General features: G+C 71.2%; 16 protein-coding genes. 8 read left to right on the forward strand and 8 right to left on the reverse strand.

Annotated features, from left to right (window positions below; genetic code table 11):
- Positions 1 to 6: 6 nt before the first annotated feature.
- On the forward strand, positions 7 to 1,536 hold the full coding sequence (locus ACGFRG_RS26740; protein ID WP_393267918.1) for a glycoside hydrolase family 3 protein: 1,530 nt from the start codon (positions 7 to 9) through the stop codon (positions 1,534 to 1,536).
- A gap of 194 nt (positions 1,537 to 1,730) precedes the next feature.
- Here ACGFRG_RS26740 and nagB read toward each other — a convergent pair whose 3' ends face one another.
- Positions 1,731 to 2,516, reverse strand: a complete 786-nt coding sequence (gene nagB, locus ACGFRG_RS26745; protein ID WP_361433307.1) for a glucosamine-6-phosphate deaminase — start codon at positions 2,514 to 2,516, stop codon at positions 1,731 to 1,733.
- A 504-nt stretch (positions 2,517 to 3,020) separates the two neighbouring features.
- Here nagB and ACGFRG_RS26750 point away from each other — a divergent pair.
- Positions 3,021 to 4,487, forward strand: coding sequence for a PAS domain-containing sensor histidine kinase (locus tag ACGFRG_RS26750; RefSeq protein ID WP_361433371.1), 1,467 nt, complete (start codon positions 3,021 to 3,023; stop codon positions 4,485 to 4,487).
- 209 nt (positions 4,488 to 4,696) lie between these two features.
- Here ACGFRG_RS26750 and ACGFRG_RS26755 read toward each other — a convergent pair whose 3' ends face one another.
- Both ACGFRG_RS26755 and ACGFRG_RS26760 read right to left on the reverse strand, forming a co-directional pair.
- Positions 4,697 to 4,954 (reverse strand): WhiB family transcriptional regulator, encoded by a 258-nt coding sequence (locus ACGFRG_RS26755; RefSeq protein WP_004937597.1) that lies wholly within the window; start codon positions 4,952 to 4,954, stop codon positions 4,697 to 4,699.
- A gap of 315 nt (positions 4,955 to 5,269) precedes the next feature.
- Positions 5,270 to 6,238 (reverse strand): diacylglycerol kinase family protein, encoded by a 969-nt coding sequence (locus tag ACGFRG_RS26760; RefSeq protein WP_361433310.1) that lies wholly within the window; start codon positions 6,236 to 6,238, stop codon positions 5,270 to 5,272.
- Positions 6,239 to 6,352: 114 nt separating this feature from the next.
- On the opposite strand from ACGFRG_RS26760, the gene ACGFRG_RS26765 reads away from it, so the two are divergent.
- Positions 6,353 to 6,817 (forward strand): hypothetical protein, encoded by a 465-nt coding sequence (locus ACGFRG_RS26765; protein WP_361433312.1) that lies wholly within the window; start codon positions 6,353 to 6,355, stop codon positions 6,815 to 6,817.
- Between the two features lie 74 nt (positions 6,818 to 6,891).
- Here the strand turns inward: ACGFRG_RS26765 and ACGFRG_RS26770 are convergent, their stop codons facing one another.
- From ACGFRG_RS26770 to ACGFRG_RS26780, 3 genes are all read right to left on the reverse strand, one after another.
- Positions 6,892 to 7,839 (reverse strand): RNA polymerase sigma factor SigF, encoded by a 948-nt coding sequence (locus tag ACGFRG_RS26770; RefSeq protein WP_393267923.1) that lies wholly within the window; start codon positions 7,837 to 7,839, stop codon positions 6,892 to 6,894.
- Between the two features lie 14 nt (positions 7,840 to 7,853).
- On the reverse strand, positions 7,854 to 8,267 hold the full coding sequence (locus tag ACGFRG_RS26775) for an anti-sigma regulatory factor (protein WP_067163834.1): 414 nt from the start codon (positions 8,265 to 8,267) through the stop codon (positions 7,854 to 7,856).
- A gap of 304 nt (positions 8,268 to 8,571) precedes the next feature.
- Complete coding sequence (locus tag ACGFRG_RS26780; protein ID WP_361433318.1) at positions 8,572 to 8,832, reverse strand: UBP-type zinc finger domain-containing protein; 261 nt, start codon at positions 8,830 to 8,832, stop codon at positions 8,572 to 8,574.
- Between the two features lie 40 nt (positions 8,833 to 8,872).
- Between ACGFRG_RS26780 and ACGFRG_RS26785 the strand changes: the two genes are divergently transcribed.
- Entirely contained in the window at positions 8,873 to 10,471 is a 1,599-nt protein-coding gene (locus ACGFRG_RS26785) for a Na+/H+ antiporter (RefSeq protein ID WP_393267927.1), read from the forward strand.
- 3 nt (positions 10,472 to 10,474) lie between these two features.
- On the opposite strand, the gene ACGFRG_RS26790 is transcribed toward ACGFRG_RS26785, so the two are convergent.
- Positions 10,475 to 11,377, reverse strand: a complete 903-nt coding sequence (locus ACGFRG_RS26790; protein WP_361433324.1) for a pyridoxal-phosphate dependent enzyme — start codon at positions 11,375 to 11,377, stop codon at positions 10,475 to 10,477.
- 196 nt (positions 11,378 to 11,573) lie between these two features.
- Here ACGFRG_RS26790 and ACGFRG_RS26795 point away from each other — a divergent pair, with 196 nt between their 5' ends.
- Both ACGFRG_RS26795 and ACGFRG_RS26800 read left to right on the forward strand, forming a co-directional pair.
- Positions 11,574 to 12,971 (forward strand): family 2B encapsulin nanocompartment shell protein, encoded by a 1,398-nt coding sequence (locus tag ACGFRG_RS26795; RefSeq protein WP_393267930.1) that lies wholly within the window; start codon positions 11,574 to 11,576, stop codon positions 12,969 to 12,971.
- A gap of 161 nt (positions 12,972 to 13,132) precedes the next feature.
- The gene (locus tag ACGFRG_RS26800) at positions 13,133 to 14,164 is read left to right on the forward strand and encodes a family 2 encapsulin nanocompartment cargo protein polyprenyl transferase (RefSeq protein WP_361433329.1); all 1,032 of its coding nucleotides are present in this window, start codon (positions 13,133 to 13,135) and stop codon (positions 14,162 to 14,164) included.
- Between the two features lie 350 nt (positions 14,165 to 14,514).
- On the opposite strand, the gene ACGFRG_RS26805 is transcribed toward ACGFRG_RS26800, so the two are convergent.
- Positions 14,515 to 15,090, reverse strand: coding sequence for a TetR/AcrR family transcriptional regulator (locus ACGFRG_RS26805; protein WP_393267933.1), 576 nt, complete (start codon positions 15,088 to 15,090; stop codon positions 14,515 to 14,517).
- Between the two features lie 113 nt (positions 15,091 to 15,203).
- Between ACGFRG_RS26805 and ACGFRG_RS26810 the strand changes: the two genes are divergently transcribed.
- Both ACGFRG_RS26810 and ACGFRG_RS26815 read left to right on the forward strand, forming a co-directional pair.
- On the forward strand, positions 15,204 to 15,779 hold the full coding sequence (locus ACGFRG_RS26810) for a dihydrofolate reductase family protein (protein ID WP_393267936.1): 576 nt from the start codon (positions 15,204 to 15,206) through the stop codon (positions 15,777 to 15,779).
- Positions 15,780 to 15,836: 57 nt separating this feature from the next.
- Positions 15,837 to 16,286: a DUF6304 family protein gene (locus ACGFRG_RS26815; protein ID WP_361433336.1), complete on the forward strand. Its 450-nt coding sequence runs from the start codon at positions 15,837 to 15,839 to the stop codon at positions 16,284 to 16,286.
- The last annotated feature ends 63 nt before the right edge of the window (positions 16,287 to 16,349 follow it).

The following is a 16,349-nucleotide window of genomic DNA, read 5'->3' on the forward strand; positions in this document are numbered from 1 at the left end:
CGCCCCATGACGACGATCGCACGCAGCACCACTGGGTCCGATTCAAAAGACGGGCTCACCCGTGACGCCCTGACCGTCCTGCAGCCCGGATTCGTCGGCACCAGCGCCCCCGACTGGCTGCTGCGCCGGATCGGGGAGGGCCTGACCTCGGTCGGCCTGTTCGGCCGCAACATCGCCTCGGCCGGGCAACTGACCGCGCTCACCGCCCAGTTGCGGGCCGAACGCGGTGACGTCCTGGTCGCCATCGACGAGGAGGGCGGGGACGTCACCCGCCTGGAGGTCCGCACCGGCTCCTCGTTCCCCGGCAACCTCGCGCTCGGCGCGGTCGACGACACGGCGCTGACCCGGGACGTCGCCCATGAACTGGGCCGCCGCCTGGCCGCCTGCGGGGTGGACCTGAACTGGGCCCCCTCGGCGGACGTCAACTCCAACCCGGGCAATCCGGTCATCGGCGTACGGTCGTTCGGCGCCGACCCGCAGCTGGTCGCCCGGCACACCGCCGCGTACGTCGAGGGCCTGCAGGCCGCCGGCGTCGCCGCCTGCACCAAGCACTTCCCGGGCCACGGCGACACCGCCGTCGACTCGCACCACGCGCTGCCCCGCATCGACGTGGACCTCGACACGCTGCACGCCCGTGAACTGGTGCCCTTCCGCGCCGCGATCGCCGCGGGTTCCAAGTCGGTCATGAGTGCGCATATTCTTCTTCCCGCGCTCGACCCGACCCGCCCGGCGACGCTGAGCCCGCGTGTCCTGACCGGACTGCTGCGGGACGAACTCGGCTACGACGGGCTGATCGTCACCGACGCCGTGGAGATGCAGGCCATCGCCTCGACGTACGGCATCGAGCGCGGTTCGGTCCTCGCGATCGCGGCGGGCGCCGACGCGTTGTGCGTCGGCGGCGGCCTTGCGGACGAGGACACCGTGCTGCGGCTGCGCGACGCCCTCGTCGCCGCGGTACGGGCCGGCGAACTGCCCGAGTCACGCCTGGCGGACGCGGCGGCGCGGGTGCGCGCCCTCGCGTCCTGGACCCGGCGGGCCAGGGGGGACGTTGCGGGGCCGGGCGCGGACGTGCAGGAGGGGACCGCGCCCGGCACCGACATCGGCCTGATCGCGGCGCGCCGCGCGGTCCGGGTCACCACGTCACCCGGGTACGCCCCGCTCGACTCCGCGCCGTACGTGGCCGCCTTCACCCCGGTCGCGAACATCGCGGTCGGCGACGAGACGCCGTGGGGGGTGGCCGCGGAGCTTTCCGCGCTGGTTCCGGGGACGGGGACGGGGACGTTCGACGAGTCCGGCACCGCCGAGGACGTCCTCGCGGCGGCCGGGGCGCGGCGGATCGTCGCGGTCGTGCGCGACGAGCACCGGCATCCGTGGATGTCGGCCGCGCTCACCGGGCTGCTCGCCGCCCGTCCCGACACGGTGGTGGTCGAGATGGGGGTTCCGCAGGCCCCGCCGCGTGGGGGTCTGCACATCGCGACGCACGGCGCGGCGCGGGTGTGCGGGCGGGCGGCGGCGGAGGTTGTGGCGGGGGTCTGACCCCCCACCCCGCCCCTTCCCGAAACCCTGCCGGGGGCTGTCGTTCGTCTGCGGGCCGTCTTGGGCTGGTCGCGCAGTTCCCCGCGCCCCTACAGGAGGGCCCGAAGGGCCCATTAAGGGGCGCGGGGCTGTGTCGATTTGCGGCTCCGCCGCGTGGGCGCGAGCAACCCAGCACGGTCCGCAGACGAAAGCGACTACAAGCCTTGCCACACCGGCTTGTTGGCATAGGTGTGGCGGAAATAGTGCGCCAGCTTCAATTTGGACGCGGCGGCCTCGTCGACCACCACCGTCGCGTGCCGGTGGAGCTGGAGTGCCGAGGCGGGGACGACCGAGGCGACCGGGCCCTCCACGGTCTGGGCGACCGCCTCGGCCTTGCCCTCGCCGGTGGCGAGCAGCACCAGGTGCCGGGCCTCCAGGATGGTCCCGATGCCCTGGGTGATGACATGGTGCGGCACCTGCTCGATGTCGTCGTCGAAGAAGCGCGCGTTGTCGATCCGGGTCTGCTCGGTCAGCGTCTTGATCCGGGTGCGCGAGGCGAGCGAGGAGCAGGGCTCGTTGAAGCCGATGTGCCCGTCGGTGCCGATGCCGAGGATCTGGAGGTCGACGCCGCCCGCCTCGGCCAGCGCCCGGTCGTACGCCTCGCACGCGGCCTGGACGTCCGCCGCCGAGCCGTCCGGACCCAGGAACGAGTCGGCCGCGAGCCCCAGCGGCTCGACGACCTGGCGCAGCACGGTCGCGCGGTACGACTCGGGGTGCCCGGCCGGCAGTCCGACGTATTCGTCGAGCTGGCAGACGCGGGCCCGCGAGACGTCGACGCCGCCGGCGGCGACCTTCGCCGTCAGCGCGTCGTAGATGGGCAGCGGGGTCGAGCCGGTGGCCACGCCCAGGAGGGCGTCGGGCTTGCGGCGCCACAGGGCCGCGATGGACTCCGCGATGAGCTCGCCGCCCGCCTTGGCGTCCGGGACGATGACAACTTCCACGTGGGCCTGCCGATCTGGAGACGTGAGGACTGGTGTCCGGTGACCAGCCCGGTAACGGGTTCGGTTCCGATGAAACCGATATGTGGTATAGACCAATCTAGCAGAGTTGGCCGCCTTCCGACCGGCTGTCGCGCCTTCTGTCATGGTCGGCCGCGAGGGTTTCCGGAACGCATACGGAGACCGCCATTCGGAGGCATCGCGCATGACGGCGCGGAACGTGGCACCCTGGGCCGGGGCGTCCGTGGCCGGGACGCGTCAACGCAAACCGATGGACAGCCAGGAATGGTCTAGTCCACAATGGCCAGCAGACCTCCGGCCTCCCCGCACAGGAGACCGGACGAGGTGCGCGGCACTCTCTGCCCTGACCGGGCCGGGCACCTCCCGTAAGGCCGAGGGGCACCGCACACCCGTCGGCCGGCAATATCCGGGCTGCGGTGCCGGACGGGCCGAGGGTCCCGACCCGGCGCCGCGGCCCGCGCGGGTACCCTCGCTGACGTGCCCTCCATGAACGACCTCGTACGCCAGCACACCGCTCTCAGTGAGTCCGACCTGGAGTGGCTGCACCTGCTGGTCTCGGAGTGGCAGCTGCTCTCCGACCTCTCCTTCGCCGACCTGGTGCTGTGGGTCCCGACCCGGGACGGCACCCGGTACGTGTCCGTCGCGCAGATGCGGCCCAACACCGGACCCACCTCCTACCAGGACGACATGGTCGGCCACCTGGTCCCGCGCGGCCGCCGCCCGCTGCTCGACGCGGCCCTCGACGAGGGCCGGATCGTGCGCGAGGGCGACCCCGAATGGCGCGAGGAGGTCCCGGTCCGGGTCGAGTCCATCCCCGTACGCAGGGAGGGCAGGGTACTGGGAGTGATCGCGCGCAACACGAACCTGCTCACCGTGCGCACCCCCTCCCGCCTGGAGCTGACCTACCTCCAGTCCGCCTCGGACCTGGCGCAGATGATCGCCGCCGGGTCGTTCCCGTTCCCGGGGCAGCAGGTCGACATGGACGCCTCCCCGCGCGCGGGCGACGGGCTGATCAGGCTGGACGCGGACGGCATCGTCCAGTACGCCTCGCCCAACGCCCTCTCCGCCTACCACCACCTCGGCCTCGCCTCCGACCTGGTCGGCCAGCACCTCGGCGAGCTCACCGCCCAACTCGCGCCCTCGCGCGGCCCGGTGGACGAGGCGATCGCCAAACTGGCCAGCGGCTACGCCCCGCGCGAGACCGAGGTGGAGGGCAGTGGCGGGGTCATCCAGCTGCGCGCCATCCCGCTCAAGCCCAAGGGCACCCGGATCGGCTCGCTCGTCCTGCTGCGGGACGTCACGGAACTGCGCCGCCGCGAGCGCGAGTTGATCACCAAGGACGCCACCATCCGGGAGATCCACCACCGGGTGAAGAACAACCTCCAGACGGTCGCGGCCCTGCTGCGCCTCCAGTCGCGCCGGATCGAGTCGGAGGAGGGGCGCGAGGCGCTGAACGAGGCCGTGCGCCGCGTCGGGTCGATCGCGATCGTGCACGAGACGCTCTCGCAGAACCTGGACGAGCGCGTCGAGTTCGACGAGATCGCCGACCGGGTGCTCGCGATGGTCGCCGAGATCTCCCCGGGCAAGGTCACCTGCCGGCGCACCGGCCGGTTCGGCATCCTCGACGCCGAGGTCGCCACCCCGCTCTCGATGGTCCTGACCGAGATCCTGCAGAACGCCCTGGAGCACGCGTTCGCGCCGGGGGAGCAGGGCACGGTCGAGGTCTCCGCCGTGCGCGGCGGCACCCGCGAGGACACCCGGCTGCTGATCACCGTGCGCGACGACGGCCGCGGGCTGCCCGCGGGATTCGACCCGCAGAAGGCCGGGAACCTCGGCCTCCAGATCGTCCGGACCCTGGTCGAGGGCGAACTGGGCGGCGCCTTCGACATGGTGGCGGGCCCCGAGCGGGGCACCCAGGTGGTCCTCGACGTACCGGTCCGGGCGGAGAAGTAGCCCGTACCGGGAAGACCGGGAAGCGGGCCGGGGAATCATCCGTACCCGATCGGACGTACGCGTTCGTGAACACCGCACACAGCAGCGAGCCCCGGACCAGTGATCGGTCCGGGGCTCGAATGCTGTGGGTTACTGCTGCGCGCTGCGGCTCGGGGGGCGGTGAGTGCGTACTCGCTGTACGCGCCGCGCGGGCCTAGGCAGAGGGGGGATCAGGCGGTCGCGTTGCGCGCCCGGTTGCGAGCGGCACGGCGCTTCATCGCGCGGCGCTCGTCCTCGCTGAGGCCACCCCAGACGCCGGAGTCCTGGCCGGACTCAAGCGCCCACTGCAGGCACTGCTCCATCACGGGGCAGCGGCGGCAGACGGCCTTGGCTTCCTCGATCTGCAGCAGCGCAGGACCGGTGTTGCCGATGGGGAAGAACAGCTCGGGGTCTTCCTCACGACAAACGGCGTTGTGACGCCAGTCCATGGCTGCTACCTCTCTTGGTATTTCATGCGGTTGCTTGTGAATGTGAACGCTTTCACGAATCCCCCCGCAAGGGAAGGGCCGACTTCCAGGTGAACTGGTTGTGGTCCGAAGTTGAGGAGGGGTTCTGGCTCTCACGGAGGCCGGTGTTGCGGGCCGTCCCGATCGCCATGTAGAGATTCGCAAACCTCGGCGGCGGATACAACCCCTTCCGGAAAGTTTTTTTTGATTCCTCGGTGTCGACTGGGTCACAGTCGTACTTCTATGGGGTGGGGCCCAGCCCAAACGTTCGAGTTAAAGGACTTTCGGCCCTTCCACTCACACAATCACACGCAGTGCCCGGCGTACGCCTGTGAACGTCACGCTGGTACGCAGACCCAGGTGGTCGCCGTCCATCTGGAAGGGGAGCGGGGCCTTGGAATGCAAGGTGAAGTCCGTGAGGTCATGCATGGAGACGGCGTGCTTGCCGTGTGGACCCTTTTCGGGTGTCGAGGTGAGCAGCTGGGTCGCGTAACGGGTCGCCGTGGACACCGACAGCCTGGTGAGAGCCAGCACGTCGAGGGCGGTCTCGAAGGACGCGTCCGGAGCCGCGAACACCGGGCGATTGCCCAGGTAGGTCCACGGGGCGGTGTTGCACACTATCGACATCACCAGGTCCTCGACCGGGTCCTGGCCCGGCCGCTCCAGGGTGATCGGGCCGTGTCTGCGGTGCGGCTCGGAGAAGAACTGTCTGGCCACCTGGCGCAGATACAGCGCGTGCGTGGAGCGCTTTCCGCGCTCCCGCTGCTGTTCGACCCGGCCGATGACCCCGGCGTCGAATCCGAATCCGGCGCAGAAGGTGAACCAGCGGGACGGAACGCCCTCGTCCTCGGTGCCCGGCGTGCCGGCCGCGAGGCCCAGGCTCACCGTCCGGCCACGCTCCTCGCGCAGCGCGTCCAGGAGTATGCCGGTCGCCTCCACCGGCTCGTTGGGCAGGCCGACCGCGCGCGCGAAGACATTGGTGGAGCCGCCGGGGACCACGGCGAAGCTCGGCAGGTTCTCCGGGTCCGGGCCGTTGTGCAGCAGACCGTTGACGACCTCGTTGACGGTGCCGTCGCCGCCGAGCGCCACGACGAGGTCTATGTCGCTGTCGTCCGCCGCCCGCCGCCCGAGATCGCGGGCGTGCCCCCGGTACTCCGTGGTCACGACCTCCAGCTTCATCTCGCTGGCCAGGGCGTGGATGAGGACATCACGGGTGCGGGCACTGGTGGTGGTAGCCGCCGGGTTGACCACGAGAAGTGCACGCATGGTCGCCAGGGTACCTACCGGGCGGTACCGGGCGCAGTCCCGCCCCTGTGTGACGTCCCCGTCACCTCCCCGGGCGCAGCCGAGATCCTTCGGGTACGGGGCTACCCTGCTGGGGTGAGTACTGAGCAGCACCCCGACAGCGAGCAGCAGCACGACGGCGCCGGCGACCCGGCCGGGCCGCGCCCCCGCCGGCTCACCCAGGCGGCCGCGATCGCCGCGATCGAGGGCCTGGCCCTGGTCGGTGTCGGCCTCTACATGCTGATCATCGGGCTGATGGGCAGGCCGCACCAGCCGCGCACGGCGGAGACGGGCGGGGTGACCATGATCGTCCTCGGCCTCATTCCGCTGCTGGCCGCGCGCGGGCTCCTGCTGCGCCGCCGCTGGAGCCGCGGGCCCGCGCTGATCACCCAGATCCTGGCGCTCCCGGTGGCCTGGATGTTCCTCACCGCGAACGGGCCGTCGATCCCGGTGGGCATCGCGGTGGCCGTGGCCGCGGTGACCGGCCTCGTGCTCCTGGTCAACCCGGCCACGGCCCAGGCGCTGGGCGTACGGGGCGCGGGCGGGACGGACGAGCCCTAGGGCCGGTCCGGCGGATCTTGCCTGGGACGCGCTCCAGTCCCAGAGGCCGCTGCCCGGTAGGCCCTGCGCCGGGCCTACTCCTCCACCAGCAGCTTCTCGCGCAGCTGGGCCAGGGTGCGGGCCAGCAGGCGGGAGACGTGCATCTGCGAGATGCCGACCTCCTGCGCGATCTGCGACTGCGTCATGTTGCCGAAGAACCGGAGCAGCAGGATCCGCTTCTCCCGCGGCGGCAGGTCCTCCAGGAGCGGCTTGAGCGACTCCCGGTACTCGACGCCCTCCAGCGCCTCGTCCTCGGCGCCCAGGGTGTCCGCCACCGCCGGTGACTCGTCGTCCGTGTCCGGGACGTCGAGGGAGAGCGTGGAGTACGCGTTGGCCGACTCCAGGCCCTCCAGGACCTCTTCCTCGGAGATGCCCAGGCGCTCCGCCAGCTCGTGCACCGTGGGCGAGCGGCCGTGCTGCTGGGAGAGCTCGGCGGTCGCCGTGGTGAGGGCGAGCCGGAGCTCCTGGAGGCGGCGCGGCACCCGGACCGCCCAGCCCTTGTCGCGGAAGTGCCGCTTGATCTCGCCGACCACCGTCGGGGTCGCGTACGTCGAGAACTCGACACCGCGCTCCGGGTCGAACCGGTCGACCGACTTGATCAGGCCGATCGTGGCGACCTGGGTGAGGTCGTCGAGCGGCTCGCCCCGGTTGCGGAAGCGCCGGGCCAGGTGCTCGACCAGCGGCAGATGCATCCGGACCAGCTTGTTGCGCAGCTCGGCCTTCTCCGGCGAGCCGTCCGGAAGCTTGCGCAGCTCGATGAACATCGCCCGCGCCCCGCTGCGGTCCTGCGGGTCGTGGTGCTGTCGCGTGTGCTCGATGTGCTCGCTCATGTGGGCCGCCCGCTCTGCCTGCCGCGTCTGCTCCGCCACGGCCTTGAGGCCGTCAAGTCCGTCCACCGGGTGCGGCCGGGCCTGCTGCTCCGGGATTCCCGCGGAGCGCCGCGTTTCCGGCAGCGTCTGGGGGATGCGCTCGTCGTCCCGCACCGGACCCTCCCCGCTCACGCCGGTCCGGGTCCCGCGCCGCGCTGTTTGTACAGGCTGATGGAGACCGTACGGTCGTCGGCGACCGAGGAGTCGACCTTCCCGGCGAGCGCCGAGAGCACCGTCCACGCGAAGGTGTCGCGCTCGGGCGCGCGGCCGTCGGTCGTCGGCGCGGAGACCGTGACCTCCAGCGAGTCGTCGACGAGGCGGAAGACACAGCTCAGTACGGAGCCGGGAACGGCCTGCTGGAGCAGGATCGCGCAGGCCTCGTCGACCGCGATACGCAGATCCTCGATCTCGTCGAGGGTGAAGTCCAAACGTGCCGCGAGGCCGGCCGTGGCCGTACGCAGCACCGACAGGTAGGCACCCGCGGCCGGCAGCCGGACTTCCACGAAGTCCTGATTCCCGGGCTCGCCTGCGATCTGGGACACCCTCACCTCCAAGGTGGCACAAGCTCTCTCGGGCCCCGGCGGAGGGGACGCCTCCGGGGCCATGCGGTACGTATTGCGGTGATCGTGCGTCGTCCACGCGATCGTGTGTGCTCGGGGGGCGACGCTATCGCGATCCATGGTGCCGTGTCGCCGGGACCCCTCCCGGCAGGTGTCACTCATGGTAAGCATATGAGCACGGACAGTGGCTAGGGGTGTGCGGTGCCCAATTGCTGTGAACCGGCGCCGGGTTGACGTACCCAGGCCGAAGGCCGTCGAACCGTCGAGGTCCGCCCGACCTCGGGGCTCACACCAGGAGGTTGTCCACAAAGCACCAGCGCCAGTTCTCGCCGGGCTCCAGCGTGCGCATCACCGGATGGCCGGTCTGCTTGTGGTGGGCGGTCGAGTGGCGCATCGGCGAGGAGTCGCAGCAGCCCACATAGCCGCAGACCAGGCATTGCCGCAGCTGGACGTAGTGGGTCCCGGCGGCCCGGCACTCGGGGCACGTGTCGCTCAGCGGCGCGGGCTCGGGGCGCGGCAGTTCGGCGACGTGCGGGCACTCGCTCATGATTGCCAGGTTACGACGGTCCGGCTGTGAGGGGGCTGGGATGGACGCACTGCCGTTGGTGGCACTGGTGGCGGGCAGCGCGGCGGTGGCCGGGGCGGCCCGCCGCACACCGGTGCCGGCGCCGCTGCTGCTGGTCGCCGCGGGCCTGGTCGCGGCCTATGTGCCGGGCGTGCCGGAGTACGCGCTCGACCCGCACGTCGTGCTGCCGCTGATCCTGCCGCCGCTGCTGTACACGGCGGCCGTGGACAGCTCGTATCTGGACCTGCGGGCCAATCTGCGGCCCGTCGCGCTGCTCTCGGTCGGTTACGTACTGTTCGCGACCCTGGCCGTGGGCTGGCTCTCCTATCTGATGGTGCCGGACCTGCCGCTGACCGAGGCGCTGGTGCTCGGCGCCGTGGTGGCGCCGCCGGACGCGGTCGCGGCCACCGCGATCGCCCGGCGGCTGGGCCTGCCGGGCCGGATCACCACGGTCCTGCAGGGCGAGTCGCTGGTCAACGACGCCACCGCGATCACCGCCTACAAGGTGGCGCTCGCGGCGGCCGTCGGGGAGGGGGCGACCTGGGCGGGCGGGGTGCGGGAGTTCGCGCTCGCGGCGGTCGGCGGGGTGGGGATCGGCCTGATCCTGATGGCGCCGATCCACTGGCTGCGCGCGCATCTGAGCGAAGCGCTGCTCCAGAACACGCTCTCGCTGCTCATCCCGTTCGTCGCGTACGCGGCGGCCGAGCAGGTCGGGGCGTCCGGGGTGCTCGCCGTGGTGGTCGTGGCGCTGTACCTGGGCCATCGCTCCTGGCAGGTGGACTTCGCGACCCGGCTCCAGGAGGCGGCGGTCTGGAAGATGGTCGCGTTCGTCCTGGAGTCGGCGGTGTTCGCGCTCATCGGGCTGCAACTGCCGGTCGTGCTCAGGGGCCTGGGCGCGTACGAGGGCTGGGAGGCGGCGCTGTACGCGGTCGGGGTCTTCGCGGCGGTCGTCGCGGTCCGCTTCGTCTGGGTCTTCCCGGCGACGTTCCTGCCCCGGGCGCTCTCGGAGCGGATCCGCACGCGCGAGCCCGACACCAACTGGACGGCTCCGGTGATCGTGGGCTGGGCGGGCATGCGGGGCGTGGTCTCGCTCGCCATCGCGTTCTCGATCCCCATGACCACCCACGACGACCTGCCGTTCCCGGCGCGCGACCTGGTGCTGTTCCTGACGTTCACGACGGTCATCGGCACGCTGGTGGTGCAGGGGCTCACGCTGCCACCGCTGATCCGGGCACTGAAGCTGCCGGGGCGCGACGAGCGGGCCGAGACGCTGGCCGAGGCGCAGGCGCAGAGCCAGGCATCGACGGCCGCCGAGCGCCGCCTGGACGAACTCCTGGCCGACGAGGCGAACGCGCTGCCCGCGCCGCTCGCCGACCGGCTGCGCACGGTCCTGGAGCGGCGCCGCAACTCGGTCTGGGAGCGCCTGGGCGAGGTGAACGCGGTGACCGGCGAGTCGGCCGACGACGTCTACCGCAGGCTGTCGCGGGAGATGATCGGCGCCGAGCGCGAGGTCTTCGTCCAGCTGCGGGACGCGCGGCGGATCGACGACGAGATGCTGCGCACGCTGCTGCGCAGGCTGGACCTGGAGGAGGCGGCGGCATACCGGGAGGGCGAGTCGTGACCCTTACAGGGGCTGGCCCGTGATGACGGCGGCCACCGTCGTTCCCTTCGGGAACGAGCCCTCTTCGGTGAGCGCGAGCAGCCCGTACAGCATTTTGGCGACATAGAGACGTTCGACGGGAAATGCGTGGCGATCCTCGAAGTCGGCCGCGAAGGCGTCGAGTTCGGGGGTGGTACGGGCGTATCCGCCGCAGTGGAAGCGCTCGTCCAGGGACCAGTTGGCGGTGGGCGCGCCGAGGGTGCGCCGCTGCAACTCCCGTATCTCGTCCGCCAGGAACCCGCCCCGCAGCACCGGGAACCCGAGCGCGCGCCGGCCCTCGGCGAGCCCGGCGGCGAGCCCGGCGAGGGTGCCGCCGGTCCCGCAGGCGACGGCGACGACATCGGCGAGGCCGTGCAGCTCGCGCCCGAGGGCGGTGCAGCCCCGCACGGCCAGGGAGTTGCTGCCGCCTTCGGGGACGACGTACGGGTCGCCGCCGAACAGTTCCTTGAGGCCGTCAAGCACCTCGGGCTCGGCCTTGCGCCGATAGGTCGAGCGGTCGACGAAGTGCAGCCGCATCCCGTCCGCCGCGCACCGGGCGAGCGACGGGTTCAGCGGCCGGCGGGCGAGCTCGTCGCCCCGGACGACCCCGATGGTGGGGAACCCGAGCAGCCGCCCGGCGGCGGCCGTGGCGCGCAGATGGTTCGAGTAGGCCCCACCGAAGGTGAGCACCGGCCGACCGGCCGCCTCCTGCAGGTTCAGGGCGAGCTTGCGCCATTTGTTGCCGGGCAGCGCCGGATGGATCAGGTCGTCGCGCTTGAGGAGGAGGCGTACGCCGTGACGGGTGAAGCGCTCGTCCTCGATCCGTTGCAGTGGCGAAGGGATGTGCGGCCGCAGACGGGTGGTGAGGTCGAGCGCTGGTGGGGTCACGCGTCCATTGTCGCCTTCCGCGTCGTTTCGGCGGCTCGGCGACCCTCGGCTCGGGCGTGATCTTCCGGGGAAGCGCAACATGCCCCGCCGACGCTGTTGTATTCCCACTCATTTGTGTAATGGCGTCGGCACGGTCCGTGCTGGAAGGCTTCTCGCCGCAGGTCAGCTCATGATCGGAAGATCGAGAGGGAATCACATGTCGGTCGAGGCAGCGTCCGAGAACCGTGCGCAGCAGAGTCTTGGTACGGCGGCGGCGCGGAATCTGGCGACCACCACGAAGTCTGTTCCCCAGATGCAGGAGATCACCTCTCGGTGGTTGCTGCGGATGCTGCCGTGGGTGCAGGTGCAGGGCGGTACGTATCGGGTGAACCGGCGGCTGAGCTACTCGGTGGGTGACGGGAAGGTCACCTTCGTGCAGACGGGTGAGCGGGTGAGTGTGATCCCGGCGGAGCTGGGGGAGCTGCCGGCGCTGCGGGATTACGAGGACGAGGCGGCGCTGGGGGAGTTGGCGAGCCGGTGTGAGCAGCGGGAGTTCGCGGCGGGGCAGGTGCTGGCGGCGGCGGGTGACCCGGTGGACGCGGTGTTTTTGCTGGCGCACGGCCGGGTGGAGCGGATCGGGACCGGCCCGTACGGGGACGAGGCGGTCCTGGGCGTCTTGGCGGACGGGGCGTATCTGGGTGAGCAGGCACTCGTGTCCGGCGAGGCGGTGTGGGACGCGACGGCGCGGGCGGCGACGGCGTGCACGGTGCTGGTGCTGAGCCGCGCGGATGTGCTGAACCTGGCGGAGCGGGCGTCGTCGCTGCACGAGCATCTGGCGGCGGTGGCGTTGCTGCCGCAGCAGCGCACCAACAAGTACGGCGAGGCGGCGATCGATCTGGCGTCCGGGCATGTGGGCGAGCCGGTCATCCCGCACACGTATGTGGATTATGAGGGCGCGCCGCGTGAGTACGAGCTGTCGGTGGCGCAGACGGTTTTGAAGGTTCATTCGCGGGTGGCGGATCTGTACAACCAGCCGATGAACCAGACGGAGCAGCAGTTGCGGCTGACGGTGGAGGCGCTGCGGGAGCGGCAGGAGGACGAGCTCGTCAACAACCGGGAGTTCGGGTTGCTGGCGAACTGCGATTACGCGCAGCGGCTCCAGCCGCACGACAGCGTGCCCCTGCCGGATGACATGGACGAGCTGCTGTCGCGGCGCCGGGGCAGCAAGATGTTCCTGGCGCATCCCCGGGCGATCGCGGCGTTCGGCCGGGAGTGCAACAAGCGCGGTCTGGTGCCGGAGTCGATCGAGATCGACGGCCACCGCATCTCGACCTGGCGCGGAGTGCCGATTTTCCCGTGCTCGAAGATCCCGGTCACTCCCGAGCGGACGACGTCGATCATCTGTATGCGTACGGGCGAGGACGAGCAGGGCGTGATCGGACTGCGCCAGAGCGGGATCCCGGACGAGATCGAGCCGAGTCTGTCGGTGCGCTTCATGGGGATCGACGAGCAGGCCATCATCTCCTACCTGGTCACCGCCTACTACTCGGCCGCGATCCTCGTGCCGGACGCGCTCGGCGTGCTGGAGAACGTCTTTGTCAGCCGCTGGCGCTGATCCGGCGGACCCCGTGTGGGCGGTCGGCGACTGGGAGGTTCGCCGGCCGCCCGCCCGGCCACGGCGAGCGTGCGGGCCGTGGTCGTACGGGCGGTGACCGCACGGGCGGAGCGCATCGGCCACGGCGTATCGAACACGGCGAGAGGAATGTCGAGTTGGTCATGGGGGAAGCCGTCGAGGGACGCGAGGCCGTCGATCTGTTGGAGCGGACCCGGATGGCGGTCAATCCGTATCTGCGGGCCACCGTCGAGACGCTGCCCGGATCGATACGGCGGGTCGCGATGTACCACTTCGGATGGGAGCACGCCGACGGCACACCGGCCGCCGGGCAGGCCGGCAAGGCGATCCGGCCCGCGCTGGTCCTCGCGGCCGCCCGCGCGCTCGGCGGCGACCCGGAGCACGCGCTGCGGGCCGCGGCCGCCGTGGAGCTCGTCCACAACTTCACGCTGCTGCACGACGACGTGATCGACGAGGACGCCACCCGGCGCCACCGGCCCACCGCCTGGACCGTGTTCGGGACACCGGACGCGATCATCGTCGGGGACGCGATGCTGGCCCTGGCGCTGCGGCTGCTCGCCGAGGACGGCCATCCGGCGGCCCCGGCCGCCTCGGCCCGTCTGGCGTCCTGTGTGATCGAGCTGTGCGCGGGGCAGCAGGCGGACTGTGCCTTCGAGCAGCGCGGCCCGCAGGAGGTGTCGCTCGACGAGTGCATCGACATGGCGATGGCCAAGACGGGTGCGCTGCTCGGGTGCGCGTGCTCGCTGGGTGCGCTGTACGCGGAGGCCGGGCCCGAAGAGGTTTCGGCGCTGGACGCGTTCGGGCGGGAGGCGGGGCTCGCCTTCCAGCTCATCGACGATCTGATCGGCATCTGGGGCGACCCCGGGCGTACCGGGAAACCGGCCGGGGCCGATCTCGCCGCGCACAAGAAGTCGCTGCCGGTGGTGGCCGCGCTGACCTCGGGAACGCCCGCCGCGACCGAACTGGCCGAGCTGTACCGGGGGCCGATGGGGGCGGCGGCGGTCCGGCGGGCGGCGGGGGCCGTCGACCGGGCGGGCGGGCGTGACTGGGCGCAGATCCATGCGGCCGATCGGATGGCCCGGGCGCTGGACCAGCTGTCCCGGGCCGTGCCCGATCTCGCGGCGGCGGGGGATCTGCTGGCGCTGGCGGAGTTCGTGACCCGCCGGTCGCGCTGAAGGCTTGCCCGAGGGGGGGCGAGGGCCCCGGGGCTGCCGCGGGGTGGGGTCGAGGGCCCCGGGGCTGCCGCCGGGGCTCTCGATCCCTGACTCGGGGAGAGCCAACCCCAGGATCGAGCCGGTCAGTTGAGGCGAGCTTGAGCGCGCGGTGGGACGGGCCTTGTTGGTTGGCTGCGGGCCGGTGGGGGCTGGTCGCGCAGTTCCCCGCGCCCCTAAAGGGATCCGGGACCGCACTGGCCCCCCACACCCCCCGCGCCCCTTAAGTGGCCCGGGACTGTTAGTCGACCCGCAGCCCCCGCGCGCCTAAAGGGACCCGGGACCGCCATCGGCCCCCCACAGCCCTGTGACCCTCACTGGCGGCCAACCACCCTCTCCACCAGTACCTCCACCAACCGTTCCGTTGTGTCCTGCGCCAGTACGCCCGGGAGCGTGAGGTGTTCCAGCAGGAGGCCGGTCATGGCGAAGTAGAGGATGCGTACCGTGTCCGCGTCGCCGGGGAGGCCCGAGTCCAGGTGGAAGCGGACGTTGGCTTCCAGCTCGGCGCGGATCGCCTCCGTCAGGGCCTCCCGCAGCTCCGGTCGCCGGGTGGCCTCCAGGCGGAGTTCGAGCAGCGCCAGATAGCCCGTGCGCTCCTTGACCGTGCGCCGCAGCACCCACTGCATGAGCGAGGCGACCAGTTCGCGCGAGGGCGCCGGCCGCAGCGCCTCGGCCACCTCGGCCGGATCCGGTGTCATCCGTACGTGGATGTGCCGGCCGGCCTGGGTGAACAGGTCGTCCCTGCTGGTGAAGTAGTTGGACGCGGTGCCGATCGGCACCTTCGCCTCGGTGTCGACGGCGCGGAAGGTCAGCCCGCGTGCCCCCTCGCGCGCCAGCACCTCGATCGCCGCGTCCACGAGCGCCGTCCTGCGTTCCGGGTTCCTCGCCATTCGAGCTCCTTCTCCATTTCCGGGTCCGCCCCCTTGCCTAACCACTACAGACGAAGTACTTTACGTGAAGTGGTTCGGCACTCCGGCCACCATCCCGAATCGAAGAGGCCAGTTTGCGCAAGCTTTCGTACTACATCGCCCTCTCCATCGACGGCTTCATCGCCGCTCCGGACGGGGCGTACGACTTCTATCCCTTGAGCGAGGAGTTCGTCGGCTTCATGGCCGGGGAGTTCCCCGAGACCCTGCCGACCGGTGCCCGCAAGGCGCTCGGCGTCGACGAGGCGCCCAACTCGCGGTACGACACGGTGCTGATGGGCCGGGGGACGTACGAGCCCGCCCTCCGGGAAGGCGTCACCAGCCCGTACGCCCATCTGCGGCAGATCGTCTTCTCGCGCAGCCTCGGCGAGTCGCCCGATCCGGCCGTGGAGGTCGTCGCCGGGGACCCGGTGGCGTATGTGCGCGAGCTCAAGCGCGAGGCGGGTCTTGGCATCTACCTCTGCGGCGGCGCCGACCTCGCCGGGCAGCTCATCGACGAGATCGACGAGCTGGTGATCAAGAGCTATCCGGTCGTCGCGGGCGCCGGAATCCCCTTGTTCCGGGCCGAGTTCGGCCCCCGCTCGTTCGTGCCGAACGGCAGCCGTTCCTTCGAAAACGGTACAGTCGTCACCACTTACACAAGGAAGCGCTAACTCCCATTTCGGTCACACCCTGTGACGAACAGCAGGGTACGCCGCTAATCTCCGCCCATGACACCACAGTCCTGGGCGGGCTGGTACCGAGACCGCCATGGATCCGAAGCGCTGACCATCACTGCCGACGGGGCGCGCCTGCGCACCCGTATCAGGGGGGTCGACTTCGCCGGAGCGGGGTTCGACTCGCTCGGCCCGGTAGCGGTACCGGGCATACCGGCGGAGGGCTCGTTCGCGCTCGACGGCGGCACTCTTCGCGACTTCGTCCTGGAGTGGGACATGCCGGTACCGGTCGCCTGTGCCGACGGGGCGGTCCAGCACGCCACCCTGAGCTGCCTGCTCTCCCTCAAACCGCCGGAGCCCGAGGTCGGGCTCGCGCTGCACCTCGGGGGAGCGGTGTACGCCTCGGGGCGCGCGGCGCTGGACTTCGGCTCGGTGCTCGACGACATCCGGCGTCAACTGCCGTCCGGCGCACGGCTCCAGCCGTCGGTGCTCGAACGCACCTGACCGTCACCGGCCCGATTCATGTTCCTGGCGCGGGTGGTTGAGCGCCGTCCGCGTCAGGAACCC

It is taken from the genome of Streptomyces sp. NPDC048696 (genome assembly GCF_043198895.1).
Lineage (GTDB): Bacteria > Actinomycetota > Actinomycetes > Streptomycetales > Streptomycetaceae > Streptomyces.